Origin of the sequence: Bradyrhizobium pachyrhizi (genome assembly GCF_029714545.1) — a bacterium.
GTDB classification, from domain to species: Bacteria; Pseudomonadota; Alphaproteobacteria; order Rhizobiales; family Xanthobacteraceae; genus Bradyrhizobium; species Bradyrhizobium pachyrhizi.
Window position 1 is genome coordinate 5,010,213 of record NZ_CP121667.1, and the last position, 17,669, is coordinate 5,027,881.

Below are 17,669 nucleotides of genomic sequence, written 5' to 3' on the forward strand. Positions count from 1 at the left end.
TCAGTGACCTTGTTGCGACCGCGGTTTGGTTTGGCCCATGTCGGTCGGCCGGGCGATTTCGGCTTCGAACATCTCGACGATGCGCGCGAGCGCCTCGTCCTCGGTGTATTCGCTCTCGCGCGCGTAGGCGCGCGCGGCATGGCGGGCGATGTCGACCAGCATCAGCCCCCACATGTCCGGCTCCTCGAAAGCGCGCTGGAATGCGATCGACAGGCCGCCGTCGACGACGAAGGCGCGCAGCACCTCGATGGCGTCGTCGCGGCCCATCACGTCAGGCGGCAGCGGCTGCTCCTTGGGACCGGCCATCGGCGTTACCGGTAGGATACGGCCTTGGCGGCGGCGACCACCTCGGCGACGGAGGGCAGAGCGAGCTTTTCGAGGTTGGCGGCATAGGGCATCGGCACATCCTTGCCGGAGACGCGCGTCACCGGCGCATCGAGATAGTCGAAGGCGTGCTCCATGATGCGCGCAGCGACCTCGGAGCCGACGCCGCTTTGCTGCCAGCCCTCCTCGACCGTGACCGCGCGGCCGGTCTTCTTCACCGAGTTGATGATGGTCTCGGTATCCATCGGACGGATGGTGCGGAGATCGACCACCTCGGCCTCGATGCCTTCCTTGGCGAGTTCGTCGGCGGCCTTCAGCGCATAGGACATGCCCATCGCCCAGGAGACGATGGTGACGTCCTTGCCGGCGCGGGCAATCCGCGCCTTGCCGATCGGCACCACGAAATCAGCCAGCTTCGGCACCTCGCCGGTGTGGCCGTACAGCACCTCGTTCTCGAGGAAGATCACCGGATTGGGATCGCGGATCGCGGCCTTGAGCAGGCCCTTGTAATCGGCGGCCGAATACGGCGCGATCACCTTGAGGCCCGGGATCTGCGAGTACCACGCCGCGTAGTCCTGGCTGTGCTGCGCGGCGACGCGCGCGGCGGCGCCGTTCGGGCCGCGGAACACGATCGAGCATCCCATCTGGCCGCCGGACATATAGAGCGTCTTGGCGGCGGAGTTGATGATCTGGTCGATCGCCTGCATGGCGAAGTTGAAGGTCATGAACTCGACGATCGGCTTCAAGCCTGCCATCGCCGCGCCGACGCCGACGCCGGCAAAGCCGTGCTCGGTGATCGGCGTGTCGATCACGCGGCGGGCGCCGAATTCCTGCAACAGGCCCTGCGTCACCTTGTAGGCGCCCTGATATTCCGCGACCTCCTCGCCCATGATGAAGACGTCGCCGTCGCGGCGCATCTCTTCGGCCATCGCATCGCGCAGCGCCTCGCGAATGGTCTGCGTGACCATCTCGGTCCCCGCAGGGATTTCCGGATCTGGCAGCGGCTCGGTCGCGGGCGCGGCCGGCGCCTTCGCCGCGGGCTGCGGCGCTTCCGCCTTGGCTTCGGCAGGCGCGGCCTCCGCGGCCTTCGGCTGCGGCACCGGTGCCGCCGGCGCCTTGGCGAGGTCGGCGGCGCTTTCGCCGTCGGCGAGAATGGTGGCGATCGGCGTGTTCACCGCAACGTCGGCGGTGCCTTCCGGAATCAGGATCTTGCCGAGCGTGCCCTCGTCGGTTGCCTCGACCTCCATCGTCGCCTTGTCGGTCTCGATCTCGGCGATGACGTCACCGGACTTGATGATCTCGCCTTCCTTTTTCAGCCATTTGGCGAGGTTGCCCTTCTCCATGGTGGGCGACAGCGCAGGCATCAGCACTTGAATGGGCATATCGGCTCCCGAAATCGGTCTTGAAATTCGTCTGCGCGGGTGGGGTCAGCGGTAGATATCGGTGTAGAGCTCGGCCGGATCCGGCTCCGGATCGTGCTGCGCGAAGTCGGCGGCCTCGTTGACGATCTCGCGCACCTCGGCGTCGATCGCCTTCAGGTCCTGCTCGCTGGCGCCTGCGGCCAGCAAGCGGTTGCGCACCTGCTCGATCGGGTCCTGGTCGTGACGCACCTTCTCGACCTCCTCGCGCGTGCGGTACTTCGCCGGATCGGACATCGAGTGGCCGCGGTAGCGGTAGGTCTGCATCTCCAGAATCATCGGGCCGTTGCCGCCGCGGCACCAGGCCACGGCCTCATCGGCGGCGGCCTTGACCGCGCGCACGTCCATGCCGTCGACCTGCTTGCCCGGAATGTTGAAGGAGGCGCCGCGCTTGGAGAAATCCTGCTGGGCCGATGCGCGCGACACCGAGGTGCCCATCGCATAGCGGTTGTTCTCGATCACGTAGATCACCGGCAGCTTCCACAGCTCCGCCATGTTGAAGCTTTCATAGACCTGGCCCTGGTTGGCCGCGCCGTCGCCGAAATAGGTCACGCTGACGTTATCGTTGCCGCGATAGCGGTTGGCGAACGCGAGGCCGGTGCCGAGCGAGACCTGCGCGCCCACGATTCCGTGACCGCCGTAAAAGTGCTTCTCCTTGCTGAACATGTGCATGGAGCCGCCCTTGCCGCGGGAATAGCCGCCGCGGCGTCCGGTCAATTCGGCCATCACGCCCCTGGCTTCCATCTCGCAGGCCAGCATGTGGCCGTGGTCCCGGTAGCCGGTTATGACCTCGTCGCCCGGCTTCAGCGCCATCTGCATGCCGACCACGACCGCTTCCTGGCCGATATAGAGATGGCAGAAACCACCGATCGCACCCATGCCGTAGAGTTGACCGGCCTTCTCCTCGAAGCGCCGGATCAGGAGCATGTCCCGCAGTGCCTTGAGCTCCTGCTCCTTGGTGAATTCGGGGGGAGAGCCGGCCTTCTCCTGCCCTGATTCTTTTGCGACGCTTTTCTTGGGTGCGGCCATGGCAATTCCGGGTGAGAGAAGTCGGAGAACCCTCTCTAACCCAACTCAAATCGCCTTGGAAGGATTGCGTTCGCCCGATGGAATTTTGCTATGCCGCACTGCAGCGCAGCGCGACATTTTTGTGATAGCGCGCGAATGATTTTGAAATTTGAGAACGCGTCGTCAGTTACTTGTTGATCCGAACGAGATCACGCGGATTGGCGTAGTCGAGCTGGAAGCGCGCACGCTCGTCCAGCATGTCGGGATCGACCCGGTCCGACCGCAACAGCGACACCCGCTGCTCGCCCTCGGCCCGCTCCTTCTTCAGCCGCGCCAGCTCGGAAGTCAGCGCGATGATCTCCTGATCGAGCTCCTGCCGCGCGTTCAAGCCGTATTTGCCGGTGTAGGCGTTGACGCCGAAATAGCCGACCATCAGCGCTGCCAGCGTATAGAGGGCGAGCCCGGTCAGAATCGATTTGAGGCGTGTGCGGGAAACCATGGCCGCGAGCATGCGGCCATGGGGTTAACGAACGCTGAACCAGGGTGTTTTCGAGCGAAGTGGATACCGGCTCGCGTGAAGAAAACGCGTCAAAACAAGTTCAGAGCCCGTTCCGATTCAATCGGAACGGGATTCTTGCTCAGCGGTTCTGCTTTTCGATAAAGGCCGCGAAGGCGTCGAGATACTGCTGCAGCACGCCCTTGAGCGACTCCTTGGTGAGTTCGCCGTTGTCGTCGAAGGCATCGCCGACGCCGTTGAGATAGGCTTCCGGCTGACCGAGGATCGGGCCGGAAATGCCCGGCAGGATGTTCTGCAGGTGCTTCACCGCGCTGACGCCGCCGAGCGGTCCGGGCGAATTGCCGATGATGCCGATCGGCTTGCCGATGAACGAGCTCTTGCCGTAGGGCCGCGAGGCGACGTCGATGGCGTTCTTCAGCACGCCCGGGATCGAGCGGTTGTATTCGGGGGTCACGAACAGCACGCCGTTCGACTTCTGCAGCTTCTCGCGGAAGGCAAGCCAGTCCGCCGGCGGCGCGGCCTCGAGGTCCTGGTTGAAGAAGGAAATTTCCTGAAGCGTCGTCACATCGAGCTTCAGCGACGCCGGTGCAAGCTTGGCCAGCGCGTTGGCGATCTTGAGCGAGAAGCTCTGTTTGCGGATGCTGCCGACGATGGTGACGATGTTATAGGCCATAGCAAATTCCCCTCGGGTTGCGCGTGAAACTGGTGGGCCTCACCTACCGGCGCACCAAGAAAGATGCAAGTGCATGGACCGTCCAATTCCGGAAACGCAGCGTTTCGCCGAATTGGTCTATGCAAAGCAAAAAGGGCCGCCCCGATCGGGACGGCCCTTGGGTTTCGATCCTCAGCCCTTGTTCGGGTTGATCAGGAATTTCTCGCCGGTCGCGCGCTTGTTGTAGACGGCGATGTTGTCGAGCTGCAGGGTCTCCTGCAACGACACCACCTTGGTGTAGTGGCTGGCGAAAGTCGTCTTCAACTCGGCCACCACGCGCTGGCGCAGCTTGTTGCCGGCCTCCGGACCGATCTTCATCAGGAACGGGAACAGCAGCCAGCCGCCGACGCCCCAGGCCATGCCGAAGCCGCGCGGCAGTTCGATCGAGCGGGTGTCGAGGCTGCCATAGACATAGACCTGCTTGTGCACATTCGAGCCGTAGCGGCTGTAGGCCTTGGCGGTCTTGTTGATCGCGGTCTCCATCGCGACCAGGATCTGGCCCGCGAGCTTGCCGCCGCCGATCGCATCGAAGGCGATGGTCGCGCCGGTCTCGACCAGCGCGCCGGTGAGCTTGTCCATGAAATCGGGCGCGGAGGAATCGACGACATGCTTGGCGCCGATCTTGTGCAGGATGTCGGCCTGCTCCTTGTTGCGCACGATATTGACGAGGCCGATGCCGTCCTTGAGGCAGATCTTGTTGAGCATCTGGCCGAGGTTGGACGCTGCCGCCGTGTGCACCAGCGCCTTGTGCCCCTCGCGCCGCATCGTCTCGGTCATGCCAAGCGCGGTCAGCGGATTGACGAAGCAGGACGCGCCTTCCGCCGGCGTGGTGCCGTCGGGCAGCGGCAGGCATTCGTTGACGCGCAGCGTGCGGTATTGCGCATACATCGCGCCACCGATCATCGCGACCGTGCGGCCCATCAGCGCTTTGGCCGCATCCGATGAACCGGTCCTGATCACGACGCCGGCACCTTCATTGCCGACCGGCATGGACTCGTCGAGCCGCGCGGCAAGGCCCGGCAACGCCGCTTCCGGCACGCGCGCGGTCACCACGGGCAATTCCTTGCTGCCGGAAACCTTGGCGACCGACATGTCGGCCGGGCCGATCAAAAGACCGAGATCGGACGGATTGATCGGGGTCGCCTCGACCCGGACCACGACCTCGTCGGGGCCGGGCTCGGGGGTCGGGACATTGACCAGCGATATCTCGAGTTCGCCATTCTTCTTGAGCAGCGAACGCAGTTGCAGACCGCTCTTGCCGTCGCTCATCCCGACCTCCCGTTTTGCGTGTGTTGTGTCCCGATCAAGTTGGGGCGTTACGCCAAGGCCTTCAAGGCCGCCCTGCCCGCGTATTTCGCCTGCGTGCCGAGCTGCTGCTCGATGCGCAGCAGCTGGTTGTACTTGGCGGTGCGGTCGGAGCGCGCCAGCGAGCCGGTCTTGATCTGCCCGCAATTGGTGGCGACCGCGAGATCGGCGATCGTGGAATCCTCGGTCTCGCCGGAGCGGTGCGACATCACGGCGGTGTAGCCGGCCTTGTAGGCCATCTCGATCGCCGCAAGCGTCTCGGTCAGCGTGCCGATCTGATTGACCTTGACCAGGATCGAATTGGCGCGGCCGTTCTTGATGCCGTCGGCAAGCCGGGTGACGTTGGTGACGAACAAATCGTCGCCGACCAGCTGGCACTTCTTGCCGATCGCATCCGTCAGCTCTTTCCAGCCATCCATGTCGTCCTCCGACATGCCGTCCTCGATGGTGACGATCGGATAGCGGCCGACGAGATCGGCGAGATACTTCACCTGCTCGGAACGCGAACGGGTCTTGTTCTCGCCACCATAGACGTAGGAGCCTTCCTTGAAGAATTCGGTGGAGGCGCAGTCGAGGCCGAGCACGACGTCGTCGCCCGCCTTGTAGCCGGCCTTGCCGATCGCGTTCATGACGAACTCGAGCGCGGCGTCGGCCGACGGCAGGTTCGGCGCGAAGCCGCCCTCGTCGCCGACATTGGTGTTGTGGCCGGCCTTCTTCAGTTCGCCGCGCAGCGTGTGGAAGATTTCCGAACCGCAACGCAGCGCCTCGGCGAACGACGTGGCGCCGACCGGCAGGATCATGAATTCCTGGAAGTCGATCGGGTTGTCGGCATGCACGCCGCCATTGATGATGTTCATCATCGGCACCGGCAGCGTCCGCGCCGAGGTGCCGCCGACATAACGATACAACGGCATGTCGAAGGATTCGGCGGCGGCCTTGGCGCAGGCCAGCGAGACGCCGAGAATGGCGTTGGCCCCGAGCCGGCTCTTGTTCGGCGTACCGTCGAGCTCGATCATGATCTGGTCGATCGCGACCTGTTCCTCGACGGCCTGGTCGCTGAGCGCCTCGAAGATCTCGCCGTTGATGGCGGCGACCGCCTTCTCGACACCCTTGCCGAGATAGCGCGACTTGTCGCCATCACGCAGTTCCACCGCCTCATGCGCGCCGGTGGATGCTCCCGACGGCACCGCCGCGCGACCGATTGACCCATCCTCCAGCACCACATCGACCTCGACCGTGGGGTTGCCGCGGCTATCAAGGATTTCGCGGCCGATGATGTCGACGATGTCAGTCATGACGTGCTCTTTCTCGATATGGGGTGGGCTTGATGGGCCGCGTCATACACGGCGCGCAAGCAAATGTGAACGGTCCGCCTGCCCGGCCCATCTGACGATGCAATGTGGTGGGTTTATGCTACTCAGGAGTTACCTGCGCGTGCTAGCCCATTGTTTCATGAAGCCGGGATAACGCAATGAATCGCCGCCAGTTTCTTGCCTCGACGACTGCCGCAATTTTGGCCATTACCGCCCGGCCGCTGGTCGCGTCGGCGCAGGATGGTCCGTTCCGGACAAGATATTTCAGCCTCGACCAGGGCACCGGCCCTCACGACGTCACGCCCGCCCCGGATGGCAGCGTGTGGTTCACCGGCCAGCGCAACGGAACGCTGGGGCGGCTGAACCCGCGCGACGGCTCGTTCAGGCTGGTCGACCTCGGGAAGCGCGCCTCCCCGCACGGCGTCACGATCGGCCCCGACGGCGCGCCCTGGGTGACCGAGGGCGGGCAGAATGCGATCGCCCGCGTCGACCCCGGCGATCACAAGGTGACGCTATTCCCGCTGCCCGACAAAGCCGCCTACGCCAATCTCAACACCGGAGTGTTCGACAAGCGCGGCACCTACTGGTTCACCGGCCTGTCCGGCTTCTACGGCCGGCTCGATCCGAAGTCCGGCGAACTGAAGGTATTCGAGGCGCCCCGCGGCGTCGGGCCCTACGGCATCACCGTCACGCCGAACGGCGACATCTGGTACGCCTCGCTCGCCGGCAGCCACATCGCGCGTATCGACCTTGCGACCGGCAATGCCAGCGTGGTCCAGCCGCCAACACCGCACCAGGGGGCCCGGCGGGTCTGGTCGGACTCCCGGGGGCGGATCTGGGTCAGCGAATGGAACAGCGGCAACGTGTCCGTGCACGATCCCGCCGACGGCTCCTGGAAAGCCTGGAAGCTGCCGGGCAAGAGCCCGCGCAGCTATGCCGTCTATGTCGATGACAAGGACAAGGTCTGGCTCACCGACTTCTCCGCCAATGCCATTGTGCGGTTCGATCCGGTAAGCGAAAACTTCAACGCATTCCCGAGCGATCGGCCGGGCGCGAATGTCCGGCAGCTTGACGGCCGGCCTGGCGAGATCTGGGGTTGCGAGTCCGGCCAGGATCGCCTGGTCCTGATCCAGACGGCCGCGCCCGCGTAGCACACCCTGTCCCCGCGCGCGGACGGTTGACGAACCGGCCGGCTTGCGTCCATTTCGGCCTCCCATAAGGATGAGGCCCATGGCGAAGAAAACCCTGCAACTCGGTCGTGCCGTCGCATGGCCGGACAGTCCGGACAAGGCGGTGCTCGACCGCGTCCCCAATCCGCAAGGAGGGACCGACTATCTGGTGCGCTTCGCCATCCCGGAATTCACCTCCGTTTGCCCGATCACCGGCCAACCGGATTTCGCCCATTTGGTGATCGACTACGTGCCCGGCCGGTGGCTGCTGGAATCCAAATCGCTGAAACTCTACGCCGCAAGCTTCCGCAATCACGGCGCGTTCCACGAGGATTGCACGGTCACGATCGGCAAGCGCATTGCCGGCGAGATCAAGCCGAAATGGCTGCGCATCGGCGGCTACTGGTATCCGCGCGGCGGCATCCCGATCGACGTGTTCTTCCAGACCGGCAGGCTGCCAAAGGGCATCTGGGTTCCGGACCAGGGCGTCGCGACGTATCGCGGCAGGGGTTAGGTTGGGCGCTACCCCCACCCTCGCATCGAATTAGTCGGGCAGGACGCCGTCTTTCCTAGATGCGTCATTTGGAGAAACGAAGAAGCTGCGCATTGAACCAAAGCCCCTAACCTCAACCGCCTGGCGCTCTTCGAACTTAAAGAAATCTCTCACCCGCCAATACGTCGCTTCAGATATGTGCACGCGGTTCGGCTCGCTAAGCGATTCAAGCCGACTCGCCAGGTTTACAGTGCGCCCCCAATAGTCGTAGGTCATCTTGTGGCGCCCAATCACGCCACCAATCGTAGATCCGGTATGGATCCCAACTCGAATTTGCAACGGATAGCCGGTCTTTTCTGCGACGCGCCTCACGATATCAATGGTATGCAAGGCGAATTCGACCATCGCCTTCGCATGGTTCACCGAGCTGGCTGATTTCCCGGCAATGGCCATGTAGGCGTCACCGATTGTCTTGACCTTCTCGACTCCATATTTGTCAGCGGCTTCGTCGAATTCGGTAAAGATCATGTCCAGGATTTCGAGGACGTGCTTGGGGGCAAGATGCTCCGTCAGAGTGGTGAATCCAACCAGGTCCGAAAAGAGGAGTGTAACTTCACCAAACGCTTCCGCACTCCTATCGGCCTGATCAGCTACAAAATTCAGGGGGATGTAGGAGGACAAGAAATTAGAGAGCTTATTGCGCTCCTTCTCCTGCAGAATGTGCCGGGCAAACTCCTCACGCGCGAAGCGCTCGCGCCCATAACTTGTGAAGATGAGGATCAGAAAAATAAGAGTCAGGTTGAAAATGTAAGAAGAAACTTCGGCGAACTCGATTTTCGTGAATGCGGAAACACCGCCTCCGTAGACAAGAATGATTATCGCGCCAACAGCACAAGACCAACCGACACTTATCGGAAACAAGCCAATACAGAAGACAAGGATCAACGCGAAATTGAGCGCGCTCGAACCTGAGGACAGATAATAGGGACTTCCCTCGCCGTACTCGAGAAGCTGTTTGATCGCAAGCAAGCTTGCCGCGGCGACGAAAAAAAGCAGGCAAAGGTTTGGCCAGCGCCGAAAGGCAGGCGTAAATGTTAGAGCGAAAAAACCCAGCAAGATAGGGATGGCTACCATGAACCGGAAGCGCGTCAGTTCGACCGAGTTGGTATTCGTGGCCGAATCCCAGACGCCGAATGCGCCCCAGAGCAGTGCACTAAAAGCTATTGCATTTGCGGTGAATCGGGCGGTCCGCGCCTGACGATCGCGCTGATATTCAAGCTCAAACGCACCATCATCGAACCGCAAATCGAGCCAAACGGCTGCTTGAGCGAAACGACCAGCGATAAAACTCGCCATATTCCCTCGCAATATCAATAAAAGCCTACAAAATTGTTTCTCCGATATTCCGAATGCGCCCTGGCAGGCAATCGTCAACAATGTCCAACGCCTTGGAACTATGACGCAAGCGGCTCAGCACAACAAGCCTGGGATCAAGTTAGCTATCGGGCAAATGCCGTCGATATTGGCGGGCTCGCGATTTCCACTTCGCTCCAGAAACCGCCCGATCCAGAGGATTCGCTAAGACTCGACGTCCGGTCGCGCCGCGGCATCCGCCGGCCGGGTCTGCTTCAGAAATCTCGCGCAGATGAAGCCGAGCACGACCATCACGGCGGCGGCCGAGACCAGCGTCGCGGTCTTGCCGACGTGTTGCAGCCCGAAGCCATAGGCGATCGGGCCGACGGTCTGGCCCATGAAGAAGAAGAACGAGTGCAGCGACAGCGCGGTGGCGCGCGCCTCGACCGACAGCTCACTGGCGAACACCTGCAGGCAGCCGTGGATCATGTAGAAGCCGAGGCCCATCACCAGGAGGCCCGCCATCTGCAGCTTCCAGTGCGGTCCGAAGGCGACGCCGACCAATTGAATCGCGACCAGCGTCGCGCCGACGACCATCATGCCCCGCACCCCGATCCACGGCAGCAGGCGCGACACCGTCAGCGTGTAGAGCAATCCGCCGATCGCAAAGCCCGCGATCACGATGCCGGCGATCGACAGCGAGGTCTCACCGAGCTCGAACAGGAACGAGGCGATGAAGGGAAACAGCCCGAGCACGCAGCAGCCTTCGATGAAGACCGCCGAGTAGCAGATGCGGGCGTTCGGATTGGTGAAGATGGTGCGATAGCCGTGGCGAAGCGCCTTCAGGCTGGTGCGCGGCGGACGGTTCAGCGCGGCGCCGCGGAAGCCGGCCGCGACCGCCAGTGCGACGATGATCACAAGGCCGCCGAGCACCGCGAGCACGCCGCGCCAGCCGAGAAAGTCGCCGATCAGGCCGGAGGCCGTGGCGCCAAGCAGATTGCCGGTCATCGACCCCGCGAGCGTTCGCCCGATCGCGAGCTGCCGCTTGTCCGGACCGACCAGATCGCTGGTCAGCGACAGCGCCACCGGAAACACGCCGCCCGAGCCGATGCCGGCGAGGATGCGGGTCACGAACAGCATCGGGAATGAGGTCGAGAGCGCACCGAGGATGTTGGCGACGCCGAGCAGTCCGAGGCAGATCGTCATCAGCCGCGCCTTGCCGAACAGATCGGCGGCGGCGCCGATCGCCGGCTGCACCGCGGCAAAGGTGAAGGCGAACACCGCGGCGAAGCTCGCGGCGGTCGCGATGCTGACGCCGAAATCATCCGCGACATGCGGCAGCACCGGATCGAGCGCGCGCACCGACAGGCTCGCGGCGAAGGTCGCCAGCGTGATCACGTTGAGGGCCGGCGGCATGCCGCTGGTTGCGGTCATGTCGTTGTCCGCCGGTCAGGCTGCCGTCTTCGCCAGCGCGTCGAACTGCATCAGCCGCTTGACGAGGGACTCGAATTCACGGAGCGGCACCATGTTGGGGCCGTCGGACGGCGCGTGGTCCGGATCGGGGTGAGTCTCGATGAACACGCCGGCGACGCCGACCGCGACCGCGGCCCGCGCCAGCACCGGCACGAATTCGCGCTCGCCGCCCGACGAGGTGCCCTTGCCGCCCGGCTGCTGCACCGAATGGGTGGCGTCGAAGATGACAGGCGCGCCGGTGGTGCGCGACAGGATCGGCAGCGCGCGCATGTCCGAGACCAGCGTGTTGTAGCCGAACGACGCGCCACGCTCGGTGACCAGCACATTGGCGTTGCCGGCGCCGGTGATCTTGCTGACCACATTGGCCATGTCCCACGGCGCCAGGAACTGGCCCTTCTTGACATTGACGACCTTGCCGGTCGCGGCCGCGGCCAGCAAGAGATCGGTCTGCCGGCACAGGAAGGCCGGGATCTGCAGCACGTCGACCGCCTGCGCCACTTCGGCGCACTGGGTCGCCTCATGCACGTCGGTGAGCACAGGCAGCCCGAGCGAAGACCGGATCTCGGCGAAGATCGGCAGCGCCTGCGCCAATCCGATGCCGCGCGCCGCCGTCGCGCTGGTGCGGTTCGCCTTGTCGAACGAGGTCTTGTACACCATACCGATCTTGAGCCTGGCCGCGATCTCCTTCAGCGCGGACGCCACTTCAAGCGCATGCGCGCGGCTCTCGAGCTGGCAGGGGCCGGCGATGATCGAAATGGGCAAGGCATTGCCGAATTTGGCCGATCCGACGGCAACGATCGGCGCGGCGCCTTGCGCGGAAACCTGATTGGTCAAAATGCTGCATCCTTTTGCCGGCGACCATGCAGTCCCGCGCGGGACGGATCAAGCCATCCCGCACGATGAGGGGGTTGCGCTGACGCCGTGGGTGCGCCGTGCTAACACAATCCCGCCCAAACAGCGCCTATAAACTGGCGCGGAACAGATTCCCATGAGGAAGACATGCGCATCCCGCTGATGATCGGAGCCGTCGCCGCCCTGTCGGCGATGTCGGGCCTCGCTTATGGCCAGTCCAGCAGCCAGCCCGGGGTCGTCACCAGCGGAGCCACCGGTGTCACCGTCAATGGCAAGCCGGCGGCGCGCAGCGGCGACACCACCAGCAATGGCGGCCCGCTCGTCGAGGGCGTGCCCAATGTCCTGATCAACGGCAAGCCGGCGGTGGTCATGGGCGATCGCACGCATTGCGGCGGCAAGACGACCTCCGGCAGCCACGGCGTCTTCATCAACGGCAAGCCGATGGTGACCCAGGGCGATCAGACCTCGGGCTGCCCGCAATAACTGTCCGGTGATCGGGCGCGACGAGGCCTCGTCATCGCGCCCCTAAGCGACACCCGCGTCACTTGATCGACGAAAACGCCGTCGGCACCAGAAGCTGGTTGACGATGTTGAGAACGATCTGGCCGTCCTCCTCGGTCTTGGCGCGCGCGGTGATCCACTCCGGATCGGTCTGGAACGCGGTCCACTTCTTCTCGCGCTCGGCGAGCGATTCCCAGGCCAGCAGATAGGTCAGCTCCTGGTTAGATTCCCCGACCAGCGTCGTGAAGAAGCCGGCCTGCCTGATGCCGTGCTTGTCCCAGAGCTTCAGCGTGATGGTCTCGAAGCGCTTGAGCAGCGCCGGCAGCCGTCCCGGCAGGCAGCGATAGACGCGGGTCTCGTAGATCATTGGCAGTCCTCCCAGATTTGTGTGCGGGCGGTTATAGCCAGTGCCTTCCGGACTGTCTTGAGGGGGTGACAACATGGCACCCCTGCTCGCGACAGGCGGCCATTTCCGCAATGTTGTTGCAATGTTACTTGCCCTAAACCTGCCGTTCAGGAGCCGGACCCAAAGGACATGCGGATACTGCTGGTTGAGGACGAGGCCGAAATGGCGGCGGCGCTGTCGCAGGCGCTGAAGGGTTACGACATGGTGGTCGACCACGTGCCGAACCTTGCCGAGGCCGAGGAAGCGATCTGCGCCGACGTGCATGGCGCGGTCCTGCTCGACCGCCAGCTTCCGGACGGCGATGGCCTCACGCTGATCCCGAAGCTGCGCGCCAAGGCCGACGGCGTTCCGATCATCGTGCTGACCGCGCGCGGCGATCTCACCGACCGCATCACCGGCCTCGACAGCGGCGCCGACGACTATCTGGCCAAGCCGTTCGCGGTCGAGGAGCTGATGGCGCGGCTGCGCGCCGTGCTGCGCCGTCCGGCCGGCCTGCAGCTTGAGATCATCAGGGCCGGCGGCGTGGCGTTCGATTGCAGCCATCGCGAGGCCAGTGTCGACGGCCGTCCGCTCGACCTGCCGCGGCGCGAGCTGCTGGTGCTGGAGACGCTGCTACGCCGCATGGGCCGCACCGTGCTACGCGCGACGCTGGAGGAAGCCGTCTACAATTTCGAGGACGAGATCCAGTCCAACGCGCTCGATGCCCACGTCTCGCGTCTCAGGCGCAAGCTTGCCGACGCCAACGCCGGCGTCGAGATCCACAGCATCCGCGGCGTCGGCTATCTCTTGAAGCAAACGTCATGAGCGAACAGGCCGAGCACTATTGCCTGCGCTCGAAACTGAGCTGGCGGCTGGTGACGCTACAGGCGCTGCTGCTTGCCATGCTGATCGTTTGCCTGATCAGCGCATTGTGTGCCACCGGCTTCCTGATCGTTCCGCGCGATGAGGATCATGTCATTTCCATCGTGCAGGGCGCGGTCGCACGCGATGGCAAAGGCGACCTGATTTTGCGCCCGACGACCGAACTGCAAAAGCTTCGTGACGACACGCCCGACCTCTGGTTCCTGGTGCGCGACCGGCAAGGCCGTTCGCTGACGGAAGGCGCGGTGCCGCCGGAATTTGCCAGGATTGGTGACGCACTCGACCAGATCAGCCAGGCGCGACTCGGCTGGCAGATGTTCGAGGATGATCCGCGCAAGCCGCCGGCGCGGCTGAAGCGCGTCAATTCCGACGCCGGCCCCGTGCAGGTGCTCACAGCGACGCAAGGGCCAATGTCGAGCGTCAAGACCGCGCTCGCCACGACGCTGGCATTCCTCGCCATTGCCCTGCCCGGCCTTTTCCTGATGGCATGCGCCACCTTCATCGCGACGCCGATGGTGGTGAAGCGCGCCTTCGCCGGTCTCGATACCACCGCCGACGAAGCGCGCCGGATCGATTTCCGCCAGCGCGGCAGCCGGCTGTCGGCGGACCATCTGCCGCTCGAGGTGGCGCCGCTGGTGACCGCCATCAACGATGCGCTGAAGCGGCTCGACGACGGCTATTCCCGACACCAGCGCTTCGTCGCCGACGCGGCGCATGAATTGCGCACGCCGATCGCGATCCTCAACACGCGGCTGGAGTCGCTGCCGCCAGGCCCGGAGAAAACCCGCCTGCTCGAGGATTCGGCGCGGCTTGCGACATTGGCCGAGCAACTGCTCGACATCCAGCGCTTCGACCAGTGCCGCAATCCGTTCGTCCGCGTCGATCTCGTCGCGGTCGCACGCAATGTCGCGGCCGACCTTGCGCCGCTCGCGATCGCGGCCGGCTATGAGCTGTCGCTCGATACCGCAATCGATCGGGTCGAAACCTTGGGCGATCGGGCGGCGCTGGAGCGCGCGCTCACCAACCTGGTGCAGAACGCCATCCAGCATGGCGGCCGCCGCGGCACCATCACCATCCATGTTGGCAGCGCCGCCACGATCGACGTATCGGATGAAGGCGACGGCATTCCCCAGGATCAGCGCACCCGGATCTTCGACCCGTTCTATCGGCTCGCGCCGCTCGATCGCGGCGCCGGCCTCGGCCTCAACATGGTGCGCGAGATCGCAAGGCTGCACGGCGGTCACGTCTCCGTGCTCGATGGCCCCAAGGGCGGCGCGTGCTTCCGCCTCACCTTACCTCCGGCGCCGTTCGCGTCGTGATGCCAACGCGTTTTCGAGCGAAGTGGACACCGGTTCGTGTGCAGAAAACGCGTCAAAGCTAGAGTCGAGAGCCCCGTTCCGATTCGATCGGAATCGGGGCTCTCGCGCAATGTTGTCGCAATGCAGCTCCCGCAAACAAGGCGTCACGCTTCGCATCTGAGTCGAAGTGCCGCGACACTTTGCTGGGAATCCCAATGTCACATGATCTGCTGTCTTTCTTCACGGCGTGGATGGCGGCCCCGGGCCGCGTCGGCGCCATCGCGCCGTCGGGCGCCGCGCTCGCCGAACTGATCACGCGCGACATCAGCGCCGACACCGGCCCGGTGCTCGAGCTCGGTCCGGGCACGGGCGCGTTCACCTATCAGCTGTTGAAGCGCGGCGTGCGCCAGCAGGATCTGACGCTGATCGAATACGGCTCGGATTTCATGCGGCTGTTGCAGCTGCGCTTTCCCGGCGCGCGCGTGCTGTGGATGGACGCGGCGCGCCTCGCCTCGGAGCGGCTCTACGAGGGCGCGCCGGTCGGCGCCGTCGTCAGCGGACTGCCGCTGCTCAACATGTCGCCGCGCAAGGTCATCTCGATCGTCGGCGGCGCGTTTAGCTATCTGCGTCCCGGCGGCGCCTTCTATCAATTCACCTACGGCATGCGCTGCCCGGTGCGGCGGCCGATCCTCGACCGGCTCGGCCTGCGCGCCACATTGGTCGACCGCGCCATCCTCAACGTGCCGCCGGCCGCGGTCTACCGGCTGACGCGACGCCCGCAATACAAGCTGATGACGCGCGACGGCACGCCGGCGGCTGGTGCAAACGTTTCACCGATCAAGAAAGAACGCCGGGCCAGCGAGGACTGCGCCGTGTAACGGCGCAGCTGGCAGCGGCTTGGTTAGACCAGCCGGCTCTGCTTCGCTGCCGCCTCGATGAACGACGCGAAGAGGGGATGCGGTTCAAAGGGCCGCGACTTCAGCTCGGGATGGAACTGGACGCCGATGAACCAGGGATGGTCCTCGTACTCCACGATCTCGGGCAGCACGCCGTCGGGCGACATGCCGGAGAAGCGCAGGCCGTGCTGCTCGAGGCGGTCCTTGTAGGCGGTGTTGACCTCGTAGCGATGGCGGTGCCGCTCGGAGATCTCGGTCGCGCCGCCATAGACCTGCGAGACGCGGCTGCCGCGGTTCAGCGCCGCGGGATAGGCCCCGAGCCGCATCGTGCCGCCGAGATCGCCGCTCTGCGAGCGCTTCTCGAGCTCGTTGCCGCGCAGCCATTCCGTCATCAGGCCGACCAGTGGCTCCTTGGTCGGGCCGAACTCGGTCGAGTTGGCGTCCTCGATGCCGACCAGATTGCGCGCCGCCTCGATCACCGCCATCTGCATGCCGAAGCAGATGCCGAAATACGGCACGTCACGCTCGCGCGCGAACTGCGCCGCGCGGATCTTGCCCTCGGCGCCGCGCTGGCCGAAACCGCCGGGCACGAGGATGCCGTTGACGTGCTCGAGGAACGGCGCCGGGTCCTCGTTCTCGAACACCTCGCTCTCGATCCAGTCGAGATTGACCTTCACCTTGTTGGCGATGCCGCCGTGCGACAGCGCCTCGATCAGCGATTTGTAGGCGTCCTTCATGCCGGTGTACTTGCCGACGATGGCGATCGTCACCGCGCCTTCCGGATTGCGGACGCGCTCGTTGATGACGTTCCAGCTCTGCAGCGCCGGCGGAATCTTCGCGGTGATGCCGAACGCGGCCAGCACCTCGTCGTCGAGGCCGGCGGCGTGATAGGCCTCCGGCACGGCGTAGATGTTGTCGACGTCGCGCGCCTCGATCACCGCGCTCTCGCGCACGTTGCAGAACAGGCCAAGCTTGCGCCGCTCCTCCTTGGGAATTTCGCGGTCGGTGCGGCACAGCAGGATGTCCGGCTGGATGCCGATCGAGCGCAGCTCCTTCACCGAGTGCTGCGTCGGCTTTGTCTTGAGTTCGCCGGCACTTGGAATGTACGGCAGAAGCGTCAGGTGAATGTAGACGGCGTGATCGCGCGGCAGCTCGTTCTTGAGCTGGCGGATCGCCTCGAAGAACGGCAGGCCCTCGATGTCGCCGACGGTGCCGCCGATCTCGACCAGCACGAAATCGAACTCGTCGTTACCCGACAGCACGAATTCCTTGATCGCGTTGGTGACGTGCGGGACCACCTGGATGGTGGCGCCGAGATAATCGCCGCGGCGCTCCTTGGTGATGATGTCCTGGTAGATTCGCCCGGTCGTGATGTTGTCGGCCTTGGTGGCCGGACGACCGGTGAAACGCTCGTAATGGCCGAGATCGAGATCGGTCTCGGCGCCGTCGTCGGTCACGAACACTTCGCCGTGCTGATACGGCGACATCGTTCCGGGATCGAGGTTGAGATAGGGATCGAGCTTGCGAAGGCGGACTTTGTAGCCCCTGGCCTGCAGCAAAGCGCCGAGCGCCGCTGAAGCCAGACCCTTGCCGAGCGAGGAGACCACGCCGCCGGTGATGAATATGTACCGCGCCATGGGACTTTACCTTTAATCCGACTCCGGCGATTCGCAAAACGAATCGGCTGTTCCCGGCAAACAATTCGCCGGGCTGTGGGTTGCATCAAACTGGAAGCGATTTCAAAGCATTGATGGGGGTTTCTGATGCAGG

The 17,669-nt window shown here is 64.2% G+C and carries 18 protein-coding genes; 6 read left to right on the top strand and 12 right to left on the bottom strand.

Annotated elements, in window-relative coordinates; genetic code table 11:
- From QA639_RS23520 to eno, 7 genes are all read right to left on the bottom strand, one after another.
- Positions 1-306: a DUF5076 domain-containing protein gene (locus QA639_RS23520; protein WP_018271806.1), complete on the bottom strand. Its 306-nt coding sequence runs from the start codon at positions 304-306 to the stop codon at positions 1-3.
- A gap of 5 nt (positions 307-311) precedes the next feature.
- On the bottom strand, positions 312-1,706 hold the full coding sequence (locus QA639_RS23525) for a pyruvate dehydrogenase complex E1 component subunit beta (protein WP_283087502.1): 1,395 nt from the start codon (positions 1,704-1,706) through the stop codon (positions 312-314).
- A gap of 45 nt (positions 1,707-1,751) precedes the next feature.
- A complete protein-coding gene (gene pdhA, locus QA639_RS23530) occupies positions 1,752-2,771 on the bottom strand; it encodes a pyruvate dehydrogenase (acetyl-transferring) E1 component subunit alpha (RefSeq protein ID WP_157341211.1) in 1,020 nt (339 codons plus the stop codon).
- A 166-nt stretch (positions 2,772-2,937) separates the two neighbouring features.
- A complete protein-coding gene (locus QA639_RS23535; RefSeq protein WP_028334062.1) occupies positions 2,938-3,249 on the bottom strand; it encodes an FtsB family cell division protein in 312 nt (103 codons plus the stop codon).
- Between the two features lie 139 nt (positions 3,250-3,388).
- Positions 3,389-3,940 carry an NADPH-dependent FMN reductase gene (locus QA639_RS23540; RefSeq protein WP_028339709.1) on the bottom strand — a complete coding sequence of 184 codons (552 nt, stop codon included), beginning with the start codon at positions 3,938-3,940 and terminating at the stop codon, positions 3,389-3,391.
- A gap of 171 nt (positions 3,941-4,111) precedes the next feature.
- On the bottom strand, positions 4,112-5,248 hold the full coding sequence (locus tag QA639_RS23545; RefSeq protein ID WP_283087503.1) for a zinc-binding dehydrogenase: 1,137 nt from the start codon (positions 5,246-5,248) through the stop codon (positions 4,112-4,114).
- Positions 5,249-5,295: 47 nt separating this feature from the next.
- Complete coding sequence (gene eno / locus QA639_RS23550) at positions 5,296-6,579, bottom strand: phosphopyruvate hydratase (protein WP_028334059.1); 1,284 nt, start codon at positions 6,577-6,579, stop codon at positions 5,296-5,298.
- A 176-nt stretch (positions 6,580-6,755) separates the two neighbouring features.
- Between eno and QA639_RS23555 the strand changes: the two genes are divergently transcribed.
- Together QA639_RS23555 and queF are read left to right on the top strand one after the other, a co-directional pair.
- Positions 6,756-7,748: a Vgb family protein gene (locus tag QA639_RS23555; RefSeq protein ID WP_157341205.1), complete on the top strand. Its 993-nt coding sequence runs from the start codon at positions 6,756-6,758 to the stop codon at positions 7,746-7,748.
- 70 nt (positions 7,749-7,818) lie between these two features.
- Positions 7,819-8,280 carry a preQ(1) synthase gene (gene queF, locus QA639_RS23560; RefSeq protein ID WP_157341203.1) on the top strand — a complete coding sequence of 154 codons (462 nt, stop codon included), beginning with the start codon at positions 7,819-7,821 and terminating at the stop codon, positions 8,278-8,280.
- A gap of 30 nt (positions 8,281-8,310) precedes the next feature.
- Here queF and QA639_RS23565 read toward each other — a convergent pair whose 3' ends face one another.
- The 3 genes from QA639_RS23565 to kdsA all read right to left on the bottom strand — a co-directional run bounded on the left by QA639_RS23565 (position 8,311) and on the right by kdsA (position 11,919).
- The gene (locus tag QA639_RS23565) at positions 8,311-9,615 is read right to left on the bottom strand and encodes an adenylate/guanylate cyclase domain-containing protein (protein ID WP_051376125.1); all 1,305 of its coding nucleotides are present in this window, start codon (positions 9,613-9,615) and stop codon (positions 8,311-8,313) included.
- A 222-nt stretch (positions 9,616-9,837) separates the two neighbouring features.
- A complete protein-coding gene (locus tag QA639_RS23570; protein ID WP_028334056.1) occupies positions 9,838-11,046 on the bottom strand; it encodes an MFS transporter in 1,209 nt (402 codons plus the stop codon).
- Positions 11,047-11,061: 15 nt separating this feature from the next.
- Positions 11,062-11,919: a 3-deoxy-8-phosphooctulonate synthase gene (kdsA, locus tag QA639_RS23575; RefSeq protein ID WP_157341198.1), complete on the bottom strand. Its 858-nt coding sequence runs from the start codon at positions 11,917-11,919 to the stop codon at positions 11,062-11,064.
- Between the two features lie 165 nt (positions 11,920-12,084).
- Between kdsA and QA639_RS23580 the strand changes: the two genes are divergently transcribed.
- A complete protein-coding gene (locus QA639_RS23580; protein WP_157341196.1) occupies positions 12,085-12,420 on the top strand; it encodes a PAAR domain-containing protein in 336 nt (111 codons plus the stop codon).
- A 58-nt stretch (positions 12,421-12,478) separates the two neighbouring features.
- Here QA639_RS23580 and QA639_RS23585 read toward each other — a convergent pair whose 3' ends face one another.
- Positions 12,479-12,805 carry an NIPSNAP family protein gene (locus tag QA639_RS23585; protein ID WP_157341194.1) on the bottom strand — a complete coding sequence of 109 codons (327 nt, stop codon included), beginning with the start codon at positions 12,803-12,805 and terminating at the stop codon, positions 12,479-12,481.
- A 168-nt stretch (positions 12,806-12,973) separates the two neighbouring features.
- On the opposite strand from QA639_RS23585, the gene QA639_RS23590 reads away from it, so the two are divergent.
- The 3 genes from QA639_RS23590 (at position 12,974) to QA639_RS23600 (ending at position 15,881) form a co-directional block, all read left to right on the top strand.
- Positions 12,974-13,648, top strand: coding sequence for a response regulator transcription factor (locus QA639_RS23590; RefSeq protein ID WP_028334052.1), 675 nt, complete (start codon positions 12,974-12,976; stop codon positions 13,646-13,648).
- On the top strand, positions 13,645-15,024 hold the full coding sequence (locus tag QA639_RS23595) for a sensor histidine kinase (RefSeq protein WP_157341192.1): 1,380 nt from the start codon (positions 13,645-13,647) through the stop codon (positions 15,022-15,024). Before QA639_RS23590 ends, QA639_RS23595 begins: the two co-directional genes overlap by 4 nt.
- Positions 15,025-15,218: 194 nt before the next feature.
- Positions 15,219-15,881, top strand: coding sequence for a class I SAM-dependent methyltransferase (locus tag QA639_RS23600; protein ID WP_157341190.1), 663 nt, complete (start codon positions 15,219-15,221; stop codon positions 15,879-15,881).
- A gap of 23 nt (positions 15,882-15,904) precedes the next feature.
- Here the strand turns inward: QA639_RS23600 and pyrG are convergent, their stop codons facing one another.
- Positions 15,905-17,536, bottom strand: coding sequence for a CTP synthase (gene pyrG / locus QA639_RS23605; RefSeq protein ID WP_028334049.1), 1,632 nt, complete (start codon positions 17,534-17,536; stop codon positions 15,905-15,907).
- Positions 17,537-17,669 lie beyond the last annotated feature (133 nt).